Genomic DNA, 17,581 nt, shown 5'->3' with positions numbered 1-17,581 from the left:
TCACCTTTACAATTAATTTATTTGTCCTTATCTAAAAGTTTTATACTTCTTTTTATTTCTTAAAACTCCTTATATTAAATGAAATTTAAAATATATTGTTCTCCAATGATTAAAACTATATATGCTCCCATAGCCAAGCTAGGTCCTAAAGGAATATACTCATCCTTTGATTTCTTTTTTGATACAATTAACATAACTGCAATTGTTCCTCCTATAATGAAGGATATAAGTAAAAAGTATATCTCTAATTTCCATCCTAGAAATAATCCACATAATACTGCTATTTCAATATCTCCAACACCCATGCCACCAGTTAATACATATATTAAACCAATAACACCTAGGCCTATTAATCCCCCAATAATATAGTTAGTTATACTATGGGAGTATGCTACAGTTTCTATAAAGATAAAGATTATACCCACTGCCATTCCACTATAAACTACACTAGAATACACATCTGTAGTATCATAATCAATAAGGGCTATGACTATTAAAAATAGAGTTAAAAGGGAGTACTTAAAAAAGCTTACCCCTATGCCATATCTTAGATATATTCCTACTAATAAAATCCCTGTAAGCCCTTCTACTAAAGGATATCTCATAGAAATCTTAGAACCACAATATCTACATTTACCCTTAAGCCATAGGTAGCTTACTATTGGTATTAAATCCTTCCATTTTAATCTAGTATCACAATTTCCACAATGGGAAGGTGGACTAATTAATGACTGATTGTTAGGTATTCTATAAATACATACATTTAAAAAACTTCCTATTACTACTCCATATAAAAATACTATAAAACCCATAATTTATTATCCCTTTACATTTATTTCTATTTAGAAATCATTATACTATATTTTTACATATGTGTATATAAAATACACGCAAAAAAACCGACTAAATTTATAATTTAGCCGGTTGTACCATTAACTCAACAACTTTCAAGGTACCCAAATAAAAAAGTTGCATCATTGTATCTAAACTTACTTTCTTTTTATATAAACTTACTTTCTTTTTATACAAATTTATTTTACATTTATATAAATTTGTTTTATTGTTGTATAAATTTATAAATGTTAAACATATTATACTATATTATGTATTATATTTCTATATACTTTCCTTGTTATGTGTTATTTTATTACATCTCTCCTTAAAATCCACTATTTTAAAGGTTTTTATAGACTTTGTAGATAATTAAATTGATAAAATTTGGAGAGAATTTATGTGAACATTAATTATGGATGTAAAAAAGACTTCCATGAAAACTTCATGAAAGTCTTAATTTTATTTAATATTTAATTTTAGTACATTCCGTCCATTCCCATTCCTGGTGCACCTGGCATTGGAACTGGGTTCTTTTCTGGAATATCAACAACAGCAGCTTCTGTTGTTAAGAATGTTGATGCTACAGATGCAGCATTTTGAAGTGCGCTTCTTGTAACCTTAGTTGGGTCAACTATTCCAGCTTTAATCATATCTACATATTCAGCATTTAATGCATCATAGCCTATTTCTGTAGCTGAATTTCTAACTCTTTCAACTACTACTGAAGCTTCTGCACCAGCATTTGTAGCTATTTGTCTTAATGGCTCTTCAAGAGCTCTTCTTACAATGTTAATACCTACTTGGATTTCTGAAACCTCTGAAGTTAGTTTAGCAACTGCTTCTATTGCATTGATATAAACAGTTCCACCACCTGCAACGATACCTTCTTCAACTGCAGCTTTTGTAGCAGCAAGAGCATCTTCAATTCTTAATTTCTTTTCTTTTAATTCAGTTTCAGTAGCAGCACCAACTTTTATTACTGCAACTCCACCAGCAAGTTTTGCAAGTCTTTCATTTAATTTTTCTTTATCAAATTCAGAAGTTGTATCTTCCATTTGTTTCTTAATTTGATTTACTCTAGATGCTATATTTTCTTTTGCACCTTTTCCATTTACGATAACAGTGTTTTCTTTAGTAACTTTAACACTATCAGCTCTTCCTAACATTTCAATAGTTGCATCTTTAATGTCGTGTCCTAATTCTTCTGAAATTACTGTACCACCTGTAAGTATTGCTATATCTTCAAGCATTTCTTTTCTTCTATCACCAAAGCCTGGAGCTTTAACAGCAACACATGTAAATGTTCCTCTTAATTTATTAACTACTAAAGTAGCTATTGCTTCACCTTCAACATCTTCAGCAATTATTAAAAGTTTTTTACCTTGTTGTACTATTTGCTCAAGAATTGGAAGTAATTCTTGGATGTTAGATATTTTCTTATCAGTTATTAAAATGTATGGATTATCAAGTACAGATTCCATCTTATCTGTGTCAGTTACCATATATGCACTTAAATATCCTCTATCAAATTGCATACCTTCAACAACATCAAGTTCAGTTCCCATTGTTTTAGACTCTTCTACAGCTATAACACCTTCGTTACCTACTTTATCCATTGCTGTAGCTATTAGAGCTCCAACTTCCTCGTCTGCTGCTGATATAGCTGCAACTCTTGCTATGTCTTCTTTTCCATCTACTTGTCTAGAGTATTTTTTTATTTCTTCAACTGCTGTATCTACAGCCATTCTTATACCATTTCTAAGTAACATTGGGTTTGAACCAGCTGTTACATTCTTAAGTCCTTCTCTTATGATAGCTTGAGCAAGTACTGTAGCAGTTGTAGTTCCATCTCCAGCTACATCGTTTGTTTTGTTTGCAACTTCTTTTACAAGTTGTGCTCCCATATTCTCATATGCATCTTCAAGTTCTATTTCTCTAGCTATTGTAACACCATCATTTGTTATAAGTGGTGAACCAAATTTTTTATCTAATATAACGTTTCTTCCCTTTGGTCCTAAAGTTACCTTAACTGTATCTGCAAGTACGTCTACACCTCTTTGCATAGCTCTTCTTGATTCTTCTCCGAATAAAATACTTTTAGCCATATTCATTTACCTCCTATGATATGTGAATTTCTTAGCTTATCATTAAAATTATTTTTCTTTACACTTATTAAGATATATTACTTATTCTAATATTGCTAATATATCTTCTTGCTTTAATATAATATATTCTTGTCCTTGTAATTTAACTTCTGTGCCTGCAAATTTAGAAAATAATATCTTATCTCCTATTTTCACTTCCATCTTAATTTCTCTTCCATGAGAATAAGTTCCTGGACCTACTGCAACGACTTCTGCCTCTTGTGGTTTTTCTTTTGCAGTACCTGCTAGAACTATTCCTCCTTTAGTTATTTCCTCAGATTCTAATCTTTTGATTACAACTCTGTCGCCTAATGGTCTGATATTCATAAAAAACCCTCCTATTGTTAATTATTTATATAATTTTTTTATTTATCTTTATTTATTAGCACTCACGACTATTGAGTGCTAACTACAATATAATAATATATAATTATTATTTTATAAGCAAATCTTTTATTTTAATAGAACCTGGTAAAATAAGCGAATATATTAAAATACCTCACTCATGGTAATATTTTCTCTTATTTTCTCTTATTTTTACCTTTATGCTTTAACGCTCTATGGAAAAAGTCTATAATGCTATGTCCTTTAAGTATTCCGACTAAAAATAAGACTCCTGATATTACTCCTATAATTATCATAGACACATAGTCCCCTCTATGTATACCGTGGCCAAACATGGCAGATGTGATTATCCATGGTAATCTACCAGCAGAAGAATATAATATAAAATCCCTTAGAGTTACATTGGATATACCAGCTACATAAACTAATATATCTTTAGGTATTCCAGGTATAAAGTATATTACAAAGATAACTATATTATTACTTCCAGCATCTAATATCCTCTTTATCTTAGTTAAATTATTTTTTTCAATAAGCTTATTTATATACTTTTTCCCAAATAATTTAGCTATAAAATAAGCAACTATACTTCCAAGAATTATACCTACTGCAGAGGCAATTCCTCCTACTAAAGGTCCGAATATATATCCCCCTGCTACTTGAACTACTTCTCCTGGTATAAAGAATATTATTACTTGTATCATTTGTAGCACTATAAAGGCAATTATACTATAACTACCAAAGGATAGTATTAATTTTTTTAATTCTTCAGGATCTCTGAATACAGTGAATTTCTTGGAAAATTCCCAATATGCTATTAATAATACTACTATAACTATAGTCCATATTACTCCATTTATTACATACTTTTTTATCTTATTTTTATTCTCCATACCTTTCCCACCTTGTATACCCTTAGTTTATGTTCTATATATCAACATATTTCTAACTTAATCTATTTTTATATTGTTTTCTCTTGCATAATAAAATAAGTATTGTTGTGCAAATCCAGATAAACTACCAAACTTCTCTCTTGCAAACTGCCTTATTTTAGGCAATGATACATCTGGTGCCACATAAAAGAATTGCATTGCTCTTTTTACCCATACATCCACTGGAAATGCTGAGTATTTCCCCATAGAAAATAGCATTATGCAATCAGCTACCTTAGGCCCTACTCCATTAAAATTTTTAAGACCCTCATGACATCCATCATCATCACTTTGTTTTATTGCATTTAAATCGTAGGTACCACTACTCAAATCTTCTAGTGCCTTATATATATACTTAGCCCTAAATCCAACCCCTAAAGCTTCTATATCTTCTACTGTAGCTCTTCTAAACTCCTCTAAGGTTGGAAAAGCATAATATGTATTTCCCTTGTACTTTATAGATTTGCCAAATGCTTTACTTATATTCTCTATAGCTCTTTTTATCATAGGGATTCTATTATTTGCAGATATAATAAAAGATATTAGCATTTCAAAGGGGTCTTGCTGTAGTATTCTTATTCCTACACCAAATTCTACTGCTTTTTTTAAAAGTTCATCCTTCTCAAATTCTTCTTTTATAGCTGAATAGTCCCTTTCTAGATCAAAGTAATTTAGCCATATGTCATTAAAATCCTTTAAATCCGTGTTATATATAATTACATCATTATCCCTTTTCTCAATTTCAATAACTCTTCCAAAGGCTACACCTATATAATTATTATTATCTTGTCTGTTCCATCTAAAACATTGTCCACAATCGAAAATATGGGGAAGTTCAAAATTCTTTACATCCTTTAATATAACTTTTCCACTTTCTTCAATAACTTCTTTAAAGTCCATCCATATCAACCTCCTTTAAATAACACTTATGGGATGCTAGTTTAAAAATAGTGCTAAGGATATTCTCAGCACTAAGTTTTAAAATTATTCTCAATTACTGTTTATTTCTCTCTCTTGTTACTATGTTGTCTAATATAACTGCACCTTTTTCTACTATATTAAGACATCTTATTTCATCATTTCTATATAATTCCTTTAATTTATCACAATTTAGTGAATTACATTCTTTATTAAAGTTTTCAATGAATTCTTGAGTAAGGGTTTTTACATAATCACTTTCATGGGCTCTTTCCTTTGTAAATAAAATACCTAAAGCAGAAATTGCTCCTGTGATAACTCCACAAGTGGATTCTACACCCATTCCCCCACCGAAAGCAGCCATGGTTTTAAAAGTTTCTTTACTTAAGTTTAAACCATATTCTTCATTAGCAGCATATAGCATAGTCTCTGCACAGTTTAAATCATATTCTTCTCCATAATATTTTTTTACTACATCTAATAACATATTTATACACCCTACTTTCCTATTAATTAGTCCTAATCTTCACAGAAGCTAAGAACTCTGTTTATTATATTTTTAGTCATAAATCTATGACTCCAAAAATTTCTTTAAATATATTAGAAATCTACTAGTTTTCAGTTTCATTATACTATATTTATCATATAAAAAAGCCATATTTTAAAGAATTTCACATAACTTTAAAATATGGCTTGATTTTTTGAAAATGCCTTATTTACTTAATTGCTCATCAATAGCTTTAGCAGCTTTTTTACCAGCTTCCATAGCAAGTATAACTGTAGCTGCACCTGTTACAGCATCTCCACCAGCATATACTTTTTCTTTTGAAGTAAGTCCTGTTTCTTCCTCTGCAACTATGCATTTATATTTATTAGTTTCTAAGCCTTTAGTTGTAGCTGGAATTAATGGGTTTGGTGAAGTTCCTAGTGACATGATAACAGTGTCACAGTCTAATGTAAACTCAGAACCTTCTATTACTTGTGGTCTTCTTCTTCCAGATGCATCTGGCTCTCCAAGTTCCATTCTTACACATTTCATTCCTTTAACCCAACCATTTTCATCCCCAAGGATTTCTGTAGGATTAACTAATAAATCAAGGATAACTCCTTCTTCTTTAGCGTGATGTACTTCTTCTACTCTAGCTGGAAGTTCAGCTTCACTTCTTCTATAAACTATATGTGTTTCTGAACCTAGTCTTAAAGCTGTTCTAGCAGCGTCCATAGCAACGTTACCGCCACCAACTACTGCAACGCATTTACCAGATTTAATTGGAGTAGCATACTCATCTTTAAATGCTTTCATTAAGTTATTTCTAGTTAAGAATTCATTTGCTGAGAATACTCCATTTAAGTTTTCTCCTGGAATTCCCATAAACTTAGGAAGTCCTGCTCCTGATCCTATAAATACAGCTTCAAATTTCTCATCATTCATTAATTCATCTATTGTAACTGTTCTACCAACAACTACATTTGTTTCTATTTTAACTCCTAATTTTCTTAGGTTGTTTACTTCATGTTTAACAACGGTATCCTTTGGTAATCTAAACTCAGGAATTCCATAAAGTAAAACTCCACCTGGCTCATGTAAAGCTTCAAAGACAGTTACGTCGTAACCCATTTTAGCAAGCTCCCCAGCGCAAGTTATTCCTGATGGGCCTGAACCAATTACAGCAACTTTTTTATTTTTCTTTTCAATCTCTTTAGTCAAATCCACATTGTTATTTCTTGACCAATCTGCTACAAATCTTTCTAATTTACCTATAGCTACTGCCTCACCTTTTATTCCAAGAACACATTTGCTTTCACATTGTAATTCTTGAGGACAAACTCTTCCACATACTGCTGGAAGTGCTGTATATTTATCTAAAGCCTTTGCAGCTTGTGCAAATTCTTTTTCTTTTACATGATGAATAAACTCTGGTATATCTATTGCAACTGGACATTTAGATACACATGGTTTGTTTTTACAATTTAGACATCTAGAAGCTTCTTGAACTGCTTCTTCTTCAGTGTAACCAAGACAAACTTCTTGAAAGTTAGTTGCTCTTACCTTTGGATCTTGTTCTTGTATTGGAGTTCTTTTCATTCTATCCATTAGTTATTTCCTCCTACTTTGCATCCTTTTTGTATAGAATCCTTTTGTATTTCTTCTGTCTTATACATAGTTGTTCTTTTTAATGCTTCATCGAAGTTTACTTTATGTCCATCAAATTCTGGTCCATCAACACAAGCAAATTTAGTTTCTCCATCAACAGTTATTCTACAAGCACCACACATACCTGTTCCATCAACCATGATTGGGTTCATACTAACTATTGTTTTTATACCTAATTCTTCTGTTAATTTACATACAAATTTCATCATTATCATTGGTCCTATAGCAATTACTGTATCGTATTTATTGCCTTCTTCAACCAAAGATTTTAATCTATTAGTAACCATTCCTTTAAATCCATAGCTACCATCATCAGTTGCTACATAAACATTGTCTGCAACATTTTTCATATCTTCTTCTAAAATAACCATTTCTTTATTTTTAAATCCCATGATTACGTCAGCTTTAATTCCATTTTCATGTAACCATTTTACTTGAGGATATACTGGTGCAGCTCCAACTCCACCTGATATAAACATTATTTTTTCATTTTTTAGCTTATCTTTGTCTTCTTCTAAAAGCTCAGAAGGCATCCCTAAAGGTCCAACAAAGTCAAAGAAAGAATCCCCTTCTTCATATTGTTCCATAGCTTTTGTAGTACATCCAATTGTTTGTACAACTATTGATACTGTTCCATTTTCTACATCTGTGTCACATACTGTTAAAGGTACTCTCTCACCCTTTTCATCCATTCTTATTATAATGAATTGACCTGGACGAGCTGATTTAGCTACTCTTGGAGCTAAAATCTTCATCATAAATATTGAAGGTGCCAAAATTTTCTTTTCAACAATTTTATACATAGTACTTTCCTCCGTATTTTAAACATATTTTGTTTTTATATGAATTTAATATTTCACCATTTTAATTCATACCCTTTGCCAAATATAATATTATACTATTTTCATTGAAATTTATATATGAACATTAGATATTTATTTAACATAGTGGTTACAAACGCAAAAATAAACAGCGCAATAATGATAGGATTCTTACCACATTACACTTGTCCAATAAACTAACTTAAATCTCCATATATCCTTAAATAATACGACTTAAATCCTTTACATGAATATACATTGTGTCGGTTACAATTATATTTTATAATTTTATTTAATTATAGTCAACCATATAGTAAATTAAATATTATAAATTTTCAAGCAAATAAATCCATTTTTTATAAACATCCTCTTGAATTCCAGTTATTCTTCCAAACTTCTGGTGATTCCATTTAAACTATACTCCTTTTATTTTTAAAAATCTACAATAAATTATAAAATGCATTGTTATAATTTTATCTATCTTTTATTTTTTTAATTATATTTAATTTATTTTCACATAAAGAAAAGAGTAAAGATAAATTATTCTTTACTCTTTTGTTATAATATTCTTATGATATTATTATTTACTATAATCGAAGAATCCTTTTCCAGTTTTTCTTCCTAATTGTCCAGCTCTAACGAATTTTCTAAGTAGGCTGTGTGCTCTGTATTTTGAATCTCCAGTTTCTTTATATAATACATCCATGATTGCTAAGCAAACATCTAGTCCAATTAAGTCACCTAAAGCAAGAGGTCCCATTGGATGATTTGCTCCAAGCATCATAGCTTTATCTATATCTGCAGCACTTGCAATACCTTCTGCATAGATGCAAACAGCTTCATTTATCATAGGTACTAAAATTCTGTTTACTACAAATCCTGGAGCTTCTTCTACTTGAACTGGCTCCTTAGATATGTTAATAACTAATTCATGCATTGCATCATATGTTTCTTGTGATGTTCCCATTCCTTTTATGATTTCTACAAGTTTCATAACTGGAGCTGGGTTAAAGAAGTGTAGTCCTATAACTTTATCAACTCTCTTTGTAGCAGTAGCAATTTCAGTTATAGAAAGTGAAGATGTATTTGTAGCCAGGATTGCTTCTGGTTTACAGATTTCATCTAATTCTTTAAATATTTGTTTTTTGATTTCCATGTTTTCTACTGCAGCTTCTATTATTAAATCTACATCATCTAATAAGCTTAATTCTGTAGTTCCACTAACTCTTGATAAAATTTCTTCTGCTTGTTCTTCTGTTATTTTACCTTTTGTAGCAAGTTTTTTAATATTTTTTTCTATCATTCCAAGACCTTTTTGTACGAATTCATCCTTTATATCTCTAACTATTACCTCATATCCTTTAGCGGCAAAAGCTTGAGCTATTCCTGATCCCATTGTACCTGCGCCTAAAACACATATCTTTTTCATATTAAACACTCCTAACATAATTTTGTATTATGGATTATAGACTATTACAAATCTATATTACCACATTTTTATATATTTATATTTATATTTATCAAAAATAACTCAATAAATATAAATATATGTATACAATTTTCAACGAAATTAGACTTTTATTCAATATTTAACAAATGAGGGGTATATACATCTCCGTATATCCCCTCATCTTATGTTAATTAGTGTACTATAAAATTCAATTAATCTAAAGTCTTATAAATTTACTATTTGTTCATCTCTTTATATTGAGCTATCATTTCTGGAATAACTTTAGCAAAGTCTCCTACTAAAGCTACGTCAGCAGCTTTCATGATTGGAGCATCTGAATCTTTGTTAATAGCTATGATGTAGTTAGAATCTTGCATTCCAGCTAAGTGTTGGATTGCTCCAGAGATTCCGCAAGCTATATATATAGTAGGTCTTACAGTTTTTCCTGTTTGTCCTACTTGAACTGCTTTTTCTACCCAGCCATTATCAACAGCTGCTCTTGATCCAGCTAAAGTTCCTCCCATTACGTCTGCAAGTTCTTGAAGTAAAGCGAAGTTTTCTTTACAGCCAACTCCTCTTCCTCCTGAAACTACGATATCAGCTTCAGTAATGTCTACCATTTCTTTTACTGATTTAACAACTTCTATAGTTTCTGTTCTTATATCAGAAGCTGATAATTGAACGTCAAATTTTTCAACTTGGAAAGTTCTGTTTTCATCTTTAGCTAACTTTTCGAAAACTCCAGGTCTTACTGTAGACATTTGTGGTCTATGATCTCCACAAACGATTGTAGCCATTAGGTTTCCACCGAAAGCTGGTCTTGTCATTAATAAGTTGTTAGTTTCTGCATCTACATCTAGAGATGTACAGTCAGCTGTAAGACCTGTTGAAAGTCTTCCTGCAACTCTTGGTCCTAAATCTCTTCCAATGAAGCTAGCTCCAATGAATAGGATTTCTGGTTTTTTAGCATTTACAACTTCGTTTATAACTTTTGTATATCCATCAGTTGAATAGTGAGTTAGTAACTCATTGTCGCATACTAATACTTTATCTGCTCCAAAAGCTCCTAATTCTTTAGTCATTTCTTCTATATTTTTATGTCCAAGTAATAATGCTGTAAGTTCTACTCCTAACTTGTCAGCTATTTCTCTTCCTTTTCCTAATAATTCTAAAGCAACCTTTTGTAATTCTCCGTCTCTTTGCTCTGCAAAGACCCATACACCTTTATAATCTGCTATATTCATGGTAATTTCCTCCTTAACTATATCTTAGATGAAGTGTTTTTCTTTTAGTTTTGAAAGCGCAATTGAAGCTGCTTCTTTTGGTGATACTTCAAATATTTCACCTTGTCCTTTAGCTTCTTTAGTCATTGATTTTTTAACCTTTGTAGGTGATCCTTTAAGACCAAGTAGGTTAACATCAACGTTAATGTCTGCTACAGTCCATACTTTAACTTCTTTTTCTTTAGCCATTGCGAATATGTTTTTAATGTTCATATATCTTGGCACGTTTAAAGTTTCGATTGCAGTTAATAGAACTGGAGTGTTAACTCTGATATTTTCATATCCATCTTCCCAAGCTCTTCTTACGTTTAATACGCCTTCTTTTTCTTGGCTAACTGCTTCAACATAAGTTATTTGAGGCATTCCTAAGTGTTCAGCAATTTCTGGTCCAACTTGTGCAGTATCTCCATCAATCGCTTGTCTTCCAGCGAATATTATATCATAATCTAAGTTTTTAATAGCTGCAGCTAAAGCGTGAGATGTAGCTAATGTATCAGCTCCAGCGAAAGCTCTATCTGTAACTAGTATAGCTTCGTCTGCTCCCATTGCTAATGCTTCTTCTAAAGCTACTTTTGCTTGTGGAGGTCCCATTGTTATAACAGTTACGTGTCCACCATAAGTATCTTTTAATTGTAAAGCTCCTTCTAAAGCGTTTTTGTCATCTGGGTTTATTATTGAAGGAACACCATCTCTTATAAGAGTTCCTGTTTTTGGATCTATTTTAACTTCATTTGTATCTGGTACTTGTTTTACACAAACAACTATTTTCATCTTTCACTACCTCCTATTTCAATATGCTTCCTGCGATAACCATTCTTTGAACTTGAGAAGTTCCTTCGTAGATTTCAGTTATCTTAGCATCTCTCATCATTCTTTCAACTGGATATTCTTTAGTGTATCCATATCCACCAAATAATTGAACAGCCTTAGTTGTAACATCCATAGCTACTTCTGAAGCATATAATTTAGCTCTAGCAGCTTCTACTGAGTATGGCATACCCATATCTTTTTTGTATGCAGCTTTGTATACTAAAAGTCTAGCAGCTTCTATTTGAACATCCATATCAGCAACCATCCATTGAAGTCCTTGGAATGCTGCTATTGATTTTCCGAATTGTTTTCTTTCTTTCATGTAAGCAACAGCTTCATCTAAAGCTCCTTGAGCTAGTCCTAAAGCTTGAGCTGCTATACCAATTCTTCCTCCATCAAGAGTTTGCATTGCAACAGCAAATCCTTTTCCTTCTTTTCCAAGTAAGTTTTCTTTTGGAACTATGCAGTTTTCAAATACTAATTCAGTAGTAGATGATGCTCTTATTCCTAACTTCTCTTCAACTTTTCCTATTGAGAATCCAGGGAAATCCTTTTCAACTATGAAAGCAGATATTCCTCTAGTTCCTTTTGATTTATCAGTCATTGCAAATACTACGAAGATATCAGCAACTCCACCGTTAGTTATGAATATTTTTGAACCGTTTAATACGTAGTGATCTCCTTCAAGTACAGCTGTTGTTTGTTGTCCAGCAGCATCAGTACCTGCGTTTGGCTCAGTAAGACCAAATGCACCTAGTTTTTCACCCTTTGCAAGTGGTGTTAAATATTTTTCTTTTTGCTCTTGAGTACCAAATTGGTATATTGGTGCTCCACATAAAGAAGTGTGTGCAGAAACTATAACTCCTGTAGTTCCGCAAACTTTAGAAAGTTCTTCTACAGTCATAGCATAAGATACGTTGTTTCCACCTGCTCCACCGAATTCAGTTGGGAATGGAATTCCTAACATGTTGTATCTAGCCATTTGCTCTACGTTTTCCATTGGGAATCTTTCTGTAACATCTATTTCAGCTGCTATAGGTTTTACTTCATTAATAGCAAACTCCCTTACCATTTGCTTTACAAGTTCTTGTTCCTTAGTTAATGAAAAATTCATTATAATACCTCCTACTTATACGATTATCTATTTCGATTATCTATTCTTAAAATTCTTGTCTCTCTTTTCAACAAAAGCTGTCATACCTTCTTTTTGGTCTTCAGTAGCAAAACACATTCCAAATGCTTCAGCTTCATATAATACTGCACTATCAATATCCATTTGCAAGCCTCTATTGATAGCAGCTTTACATTGGCTTATAGCTATAGGAGCATTCTTAGCTATTTTATTAGCCATAGCTTTTGCTTCATCTAAAAGTGTCTCTGGTTCTACTACCTTGTTTACTAATCCAATTCTTAAAGCTTCTTCAGCATTGATCATGTCACAAGTGTAAATTAATTCTTTTGCAATTCCTTCACCTACAAGTCTTGATAACCTTTGAGTTCCGCCAAACCCAGGAGTTATTCCAAGCCCTGCTTCTGGTTGTGCAAACTTAGCTTTAACTGATGCAATTCTAATATCGCAAGCCATTGCAAGTTCACATCCACCACCTAATGCAAAACCATTAACTGCAGCTATAACAGGTTTTTCAAGTTTTTCAAGTTTTCTAAAAACCCCATTCCCAAGAATACCAAATTCTTTACCTTCTATAGCATTCATTTCTTTCATTTCTGAAATATCAGCTCCAGCAACGAAAGCTTTACCTTCTCCTGTAAGAATAACTGCATAAATTTCTTTATCCCCAGAAATTTCTTGGATAACACAATCAATTTCTTTTAAAGTTTCTGTGTTTAAAGCATTTAATGCTTTAGGTCTGTTTAGTTTAACCAAAGCCACATTTCCTTCTTTTTCCAAGACTATGTTCTTATAATCCATGTTCAAAATCCCCCATGCAATTTTTCAGGTGTTAGCCGCCATAAATCGTTATTAATTTAACAAAAATAGTGATTAAGGTTCTAATACCTTAATCACTATTATAGACTGTTTATAATTCTTTTTCAACCTAATTTATATTTTATTTATGTTTTTTAATGAATCTTTTTACTTAATTCATATAATTAAATTCAAAAAATTCCTGACAATACAAATTTTAAGAAATTCGTATTGTCTTTTTTTAGTATTATAGGAATTCTTCTTCTTTTTCACGCTCATTTAATAAGTAACTTAAAGTCATTAAACTTTCATTAAGATGTACATTCTCTACAATAACATCCTCGTTAACCTTTAGATCTATAGGTGCAAAATTCCATATTCCCTTTACGCCATTCTTTGTTACCACATCTGCTACCCCTTGAGCTCTATTTTTAGGAACACAAATTATAGCTATGTTAATCTTTTCTCTCTGTAAGAAACCATCTAACTCATCCATATCTCTAATTTCAATATCTCTTATTTTAAGTCCAATAAGTTTTACATTTACATCAAAAATACCTTTAAGATTAAATGCCATCTTATCAAAGGTTGTATAATTAGCAATTGCTTGACCTATATTTCCAGCTCCAATTATTACAGTGTTATACTCTTTGTTAAGGCCTAATATAACAGATATTTGATATAATAATTCCTTAACATTATATCCATACCCTTGTTGACCAAAATCTCCAAAACAATTTAAATCCTGTCTTATTTGTGAAGCTGTAAACCCAATTCTTTCACTTAGTTCTTTAGAGGATATTCTATCAACTTCATTTTTATCTAATTCGCGCAAATATCTGTAGTACTTAGGTAGCCTTTTTATTACAGCCATAGAAATGCTTCTTTTCTTCTCCACCTCTTATCAACTCCTTATATATATTCTTTATATATTTCTTATTTATTCTTCTTGTCTTTTATTTTCATGCTTTTTCATACTATAATTCTCTATTAAATATTTTCTAAAATAACTATTCTAGTCTCATATTCAACGGAGGTTTTATTCATATAGATATTATACTATATTACCATTGATTTGTTATATATTTTTTAATAAATAAACTATAATGCTATATTGTACATTTAAAATACTTTATTGTATATATAAATTATAAATTTTTTTAACTTTTTATTATAAATAATATATAAAATCACACAAACTTAATTTTTATACCAATTTTACTTTTCTTTGTATTATATATAACAATGTTTCCTATTACTCACAATACCCATTACTCCACTGTACTATACAAATTATTTTAAATTTCTAACTTTCATGTTAAAATGCTAGTAGGACGGTGAAATAAATGATAGTTTTAAGTTGTAAAAACATAAGTAAATACTTCGGAATAGATATGATTTTAAAAGATATTACCTTCAATGTAAATGAAGGTGAAAAAATAGGATTAATAGGTGCTAATGGTGCAGGTAAATCAACCCTATTTAAAATTTTAACCAATCAAATGGAATATGATAGTGGTGAGCTATATATAGATAAATCAAAGGAACTTGGATATCTTTCTCAAAACCTTTCTCTAGATTCAGATAATACCATATATACTGAACTTCTTTCCGTGTTTAAGTCACTGATAGATATGGAGGAAAGATTACACAATTTAGAAGAGAAGATGAAGGAACCTTATGATGCTGCTAAAGAAGATTATCACAATAAGATTATACGTGATTATACTACTTTAACAGAGGTTTATGAAAATCGTGGTGGATACACTTATAAAGGCGAAATTAGTCGTGTACTTAAAGGCCTAGGCTTTACAGAAGTTGATTTTGATAAATCCATATCTATATTAAGCGGTGGTCAAAAGACTAGAGTTGCTTTATGTAAGCTCCTTCTTAGAAAACCTGAAATTTTGCTTCTAGACGAACCTACAAACCATCTTGACCTTGATGCAATAGAATGGTTAGAGAACTACCTTAAAGAGATTAAAGGCACAATTATAGTAATTTCCCACGATAGATTCTTCTTAGATGCTATCACCAATAAAACTATAGAACTTATAGGTGGAACTGCACAGTGCTATAACGGAAATTATACAGCCTTTATCGACCTTAAAGAGAAAAATAAAGAAGTGATGCAGAAGGCTTACGACCTTCAACAAGCAGAGATTAAAAGACAAGAAGAAATCATAACTAAGTATAAGTCCTTTAATCGTGAGAAAAGTATAAAAGCTGCTGAAAGTCGCCAAAAGGCCTTAGATAAGATAGAAAGAATAGAAGCACCTATCAAAGATGCAAAGGCTTCAAAAATAAAGTTTGAAACACAAATTAAAAGTGGTAATGATGTTCTTTATGTAGAAAATTTAAGTAAAAGTTTTGGTGAAAAACTTCTATTTGAAGGTTTAAATATGGATATTAAACGAGAAGAAAAAATTGCTCTTATAGGCGAAAATGGCCGTGGCAAAACTACTTTATTTAGAATAATCATGGATAAAATACCTTCAGATAATGGGATTAAAGTGTTAGGTAAAAACGTATTTGTTGGATATTACGATCAAGAGCAATCTAATTTAAACTTTAATAAAACTATTTTAGATGAGGTGTGGGATGATTTCCCTCATATGACTACTACGGAGATACGATCGGCTCTTGCAGCCTTCTTATTTACAGGGGATGACGTATTTAAGTCCATATCTACTCTTAGTGGTGGAGAGAAATGTAGAATTAATTTACTAAAACTAATGCTTTCTAAAGCTAATTTTCTTCTTCTAGATGAACCTACAAACCACTTAGATATTATCTCTCGTGAGGCCTTAGAAGATGCAATCTTAAACTATGATGGCACAATAATTCTCATATCCCACGATAGATACTTCTTAAATAAAATTATAAATAAAATCTTTGAGCTTAATGAGGATGGAGTGAAAGAATACTTAGGCAACTATTCCTATTACGTAGAGAAAAAGAAAAACCCTTTAAGGTTTGAGGATATAGAGGAAGGTTCAGGCATTACTAAGACTCAGTTAAAGCTAGATAAAAAGAAAAAACGTGAAGCTGAAAAAGCTGAAAAAGAAAAAGCTAATATTCTTAAAAACATTGAAAATAAAATAGCAGCTACTGAGGAATCTCTTGAGGAGCTCCAAGGGCAGCTATGCCTTGAAGAAGTCTATTCCAACCCTGAAAAAAGCATAGAAATAAATAAAGAGATACAAAAAACCGAAGAAGAACTTCAAAACCTATATGATCAATGGGAAGAACTAGCTTAGGAGCTTCTTCAAAATAAATTAAACTAAATAAATGCTGAGGATGCACTTATATTATCAAAGTACATCCTCAGCATTTTATATAAGATTAATGATTTATTTTGCCAAAGCTCATTATTTATTTTGATATATCTTTGCACATGTTGTAAAAATACTTATGCATAGATAAATCCTCTGTTAACTCTGGATGAAATGATGTTGCTAGCATGTTGTTTTCTCTACATGCTATGATTTTTTCATCTAGTTTACATAGCACCTTTACCCCTTCATGCGCTTTTTCAACGTAAGGAGCTCTTATAAATACTAGAAGTATTTTTTCTTCACTGACACCTCCCACTATTTCATCCGTTATAAAGCTGTCTAATTGAGAGCCATAAGCATTTCTTCTTACCTCTATACCCATAACACCTAAATGGTTGTAATCACTTCCTAGGATGGATTTAGCGAGAATTATCATACCTGCACAGGTTCCCCATACTGGCATCCCACTTTCAATTTTGCTTTTTAGTGGAGATAGCATCTGAAAATCCCTTAATAGTTTTCCTATGGTAGTACTTTCTCCTCCTGGAATTATAAGGCCATCTATATCCTCTAGGTCCTTCACATTCTTCACTCTTAAGGCTGTGGCTCCACTTATATTATTAATCTTATCTACATGTTCTTTTACAGCTCCTTGTAAATCTAGTACACCTATAGTTATCATGG

Annotated in this window: 16 protein-coding genes and 1 riboswitch; of the genes, 1 reads left to right on the top strand and 15 read right to left on the bottom strand. The window is 31.4% G+C overall.

The features are described 5' to 3' along the window. Positions 1–74 precede the first annotated feature (74 nt). The 14 genes from B3086_RS14880 to B3086_RS14815 all read right to left on the bottom strand — a co-directional run bounded on the left by B3086_RS14880 (position 75) and on the right by B3086_RS14815 (position 14,517). Positions 75–812 carry a prepilin peptidase gene (locus B3086_RS14880; protein WP_346893767.1) on the bottom strand — a complete coding sequence of 246 codons (738 nt, stop codon included), beginning with the start codon at positions 810–812 and terminating at the stop codon, positions 75–77. 97 nt (positions 813–909) lie between these two features. Further along, positions 910–994, bottom strand: a riboswitch (cyclic di-GMP riboswitch). Positions 995–1,310: 316 nt separating this feature from the next. Continuing rightward, positions 1,311–2,939, bottom strand: coding sequence for a chaperonin GroEL (gene groL, locus B3086_RS14875; protein ID WP_346847189.1), 1,629 nt, complete (start codon positions 2,937–2,939; stop codon positions 1,311–1,313). An 81-nt stretch (positions 2,940–3,020) separates the two neighbouring features. After that, complete coding sequence (gene groES, locus B3086_RS14870; protein WP_035130475.1) at positions 3,021–3,305, bottom strand: co-chaperone GroES; 285 nt, start codon at positions 3,303–3,305, stop codon at positions 3,021–3,023. Between the two features lie 194 nt (positions 3,306–3,499). Continuing rightward, positions 3,500–4,216 carry a TVP38/TMEM64 family protein gene (locus tag B3086_RS14865; RefSeq protein WP_346847188.1) on the bottom strand — a complete coding sequence of 239 codons (717 nt, stop codon included), beginning with the start codon at positions 4,214–4,216 and terminating at the stop codon, positions 3,500–3,502. A 57-nt stretch (positions 4,217–4,273) separates the two neighbouring features. After that, positions 4,274–5,155, bottom strand: coding sequence for a DNA-3-methyladenine glycosylase (locus tag B3086_RS14860; protein ID WP_346847187.1), 882 nt, complete (start codon positions 5,153–5,155; stop codon positions 4,274–4,276). 94 nt (positions 5,156–5,249) lie between these two features. Beyond that, entirely contained in the window at positions 5,250–5,660 is a 411-nt protein-coding gene (locus tag B3086_RS14855; RefSeq protein ID WP_346847186.1) for a C-GCAxxG-C-C family (seleno)protein, read from the bottom strand. 225 nt (positions 5,661–5,885) lie between these two features. Continuing rightward, positions 5,886–7,268: an NADPH-dependent glutamate synthase gene (gene gltA / locus B3086_RS14850; protein ID WP_346847185.1), complete on the bottom strand. Its 1,383-nt coding sequence runs from the start codon at positions 7,266–7,268 to the stop codon at positions 5,886–5,888. After that, positions 7,268–8,131, bottom strand: coding sequence for a sulfide/dihydroorotate dehydrogenase-like FAD/NAD-binding protein (locus B3086_RS14845; protein ID WP_035130488.1), 864 nt, complete (start codon positions 8,129–8,131; stop codon positions 7,268–7,270). The genes gltA and B3086_RS14845 overlap by 1 nt, the downstream gene beginning before the upstream one ends. Positions 8,132–8,729: 598 nt before the next feature. Beyond that, the gene (locus tag B3086_RS14840) at positions 8,730–9,578 is read right to left on the bottom strand and encodes a 3-hydroxybutyryl-CoA dehydrogenase (RefSeq protein ID WP_150845321.1); all 849 of its coding nucleotides are present in this window, start codon (positions 9,576–9,578) and stop codon (positions 8,730–8,732) included. Positions 9,579–9,835: 257 nt separating this feature from the next. Beyond that, a complete protein-coding gene (locus B3086_RS14835; protein WP_150845320.1) occupies positions 9,836–10,843 on the bottom strand; it encodes an FAD-binding protein in 1,008 nt (335 codons plus the stop codon). A 24-nt stretch (positions 10,844–10,867) separates the two neighbouring features. After that, the gene (locus tag B3086_RS14830) at positions 10,868–11,653 is read right to left on the bottom strand and encodes an electron transfer flavoprotein subunit beta/FixA family protein (protein ID WP_035130493.1); all 786 of its coding nucleotides are present in this window, start codon (positions 11,651–11,653) and stop codon (positions 10,868–10,870) included. A 13-nt stretch (positions 11,654–11,666) separates the two neighbouring features. Further along, on the bottom strand, positions 11,667–12,806 hold the full coding sequence (locus B3086_RS14825) for an acyl-CoA dehydrogenase (RefSeq protein WP_346847183.1): 1,140 nt from the start codon (positions 12,804–12,806) through the stop codon (positions 11,667–11,669). 36 nt (positions 12,807–12,842) lie between these two features. After that, a complete protein-coding gene (locus tag B3086_RS14820; RefSeq protein WP_346879414.1) occupies positions 12,843–13,622 on the bottom strand; it encodes a short-chain-enoyl-CoA hydratase in 780 nt (259 codons plus the stop codon). Between the two features lie 244 nt (positions 13,623–13,866). After that, complete coding sequence (locus tag B3086_RS14815) at positions 13,867–14,517, bottom strand: redox-sensing transcriptional repressor Rex (protein WP_346893765.1); 651 nt, start codon at positions 14,515–14,517, stop codon at positions 13,867–13,869. Between the two features lie 448 nt (positions 14,518–14,965). Here B3086_RS14815 and abc-f point away from each other — a divergent pair, with 448 nt between their 5' ends. Then, entirely contained in the window at positions 14,966–16,879 is a 1,914-nt protein-coding gene (abc-f, locus tag B3086_RS14810; RefSeq protein WP_346893763.1) for a ribosomal protection-like ABC-F family protein, read from the top strand. A 115-nt stretch (positions 16,880–16,994) separates the two neighbouring features. On the opposite strand, the gene pdxT is transcribed toward abc-f, so the two are convergent. Beyond that, complete coding sequence (pdxT, locus tag B3086_RS14805; protein ID WP_346894098.1) at positions 16,995–17,579, bottom strand: pyridoxal 5'-phosphate synthase glutaminase subunit PdxT; 585 nt, start codon at positions 17,577–17,579, stop codon at positions 16,995–16,997. Positions 17,580–17,581 lie beyond the last annotated feature (2 nt).

This window comes from Clostridium sp. UBA871, from assembly GCF_002295255.1.
GTDB lineage: Bacteria > Bacillota > Clostridia > Clostridiales > Clostridiaceae > Clostridium_J > Clostridium_J sulfidigenes.
Note: the sequence above shows the minus strand (reverse complement) of the source record. Positions and strands in the feature narration are given on the sequence as shown.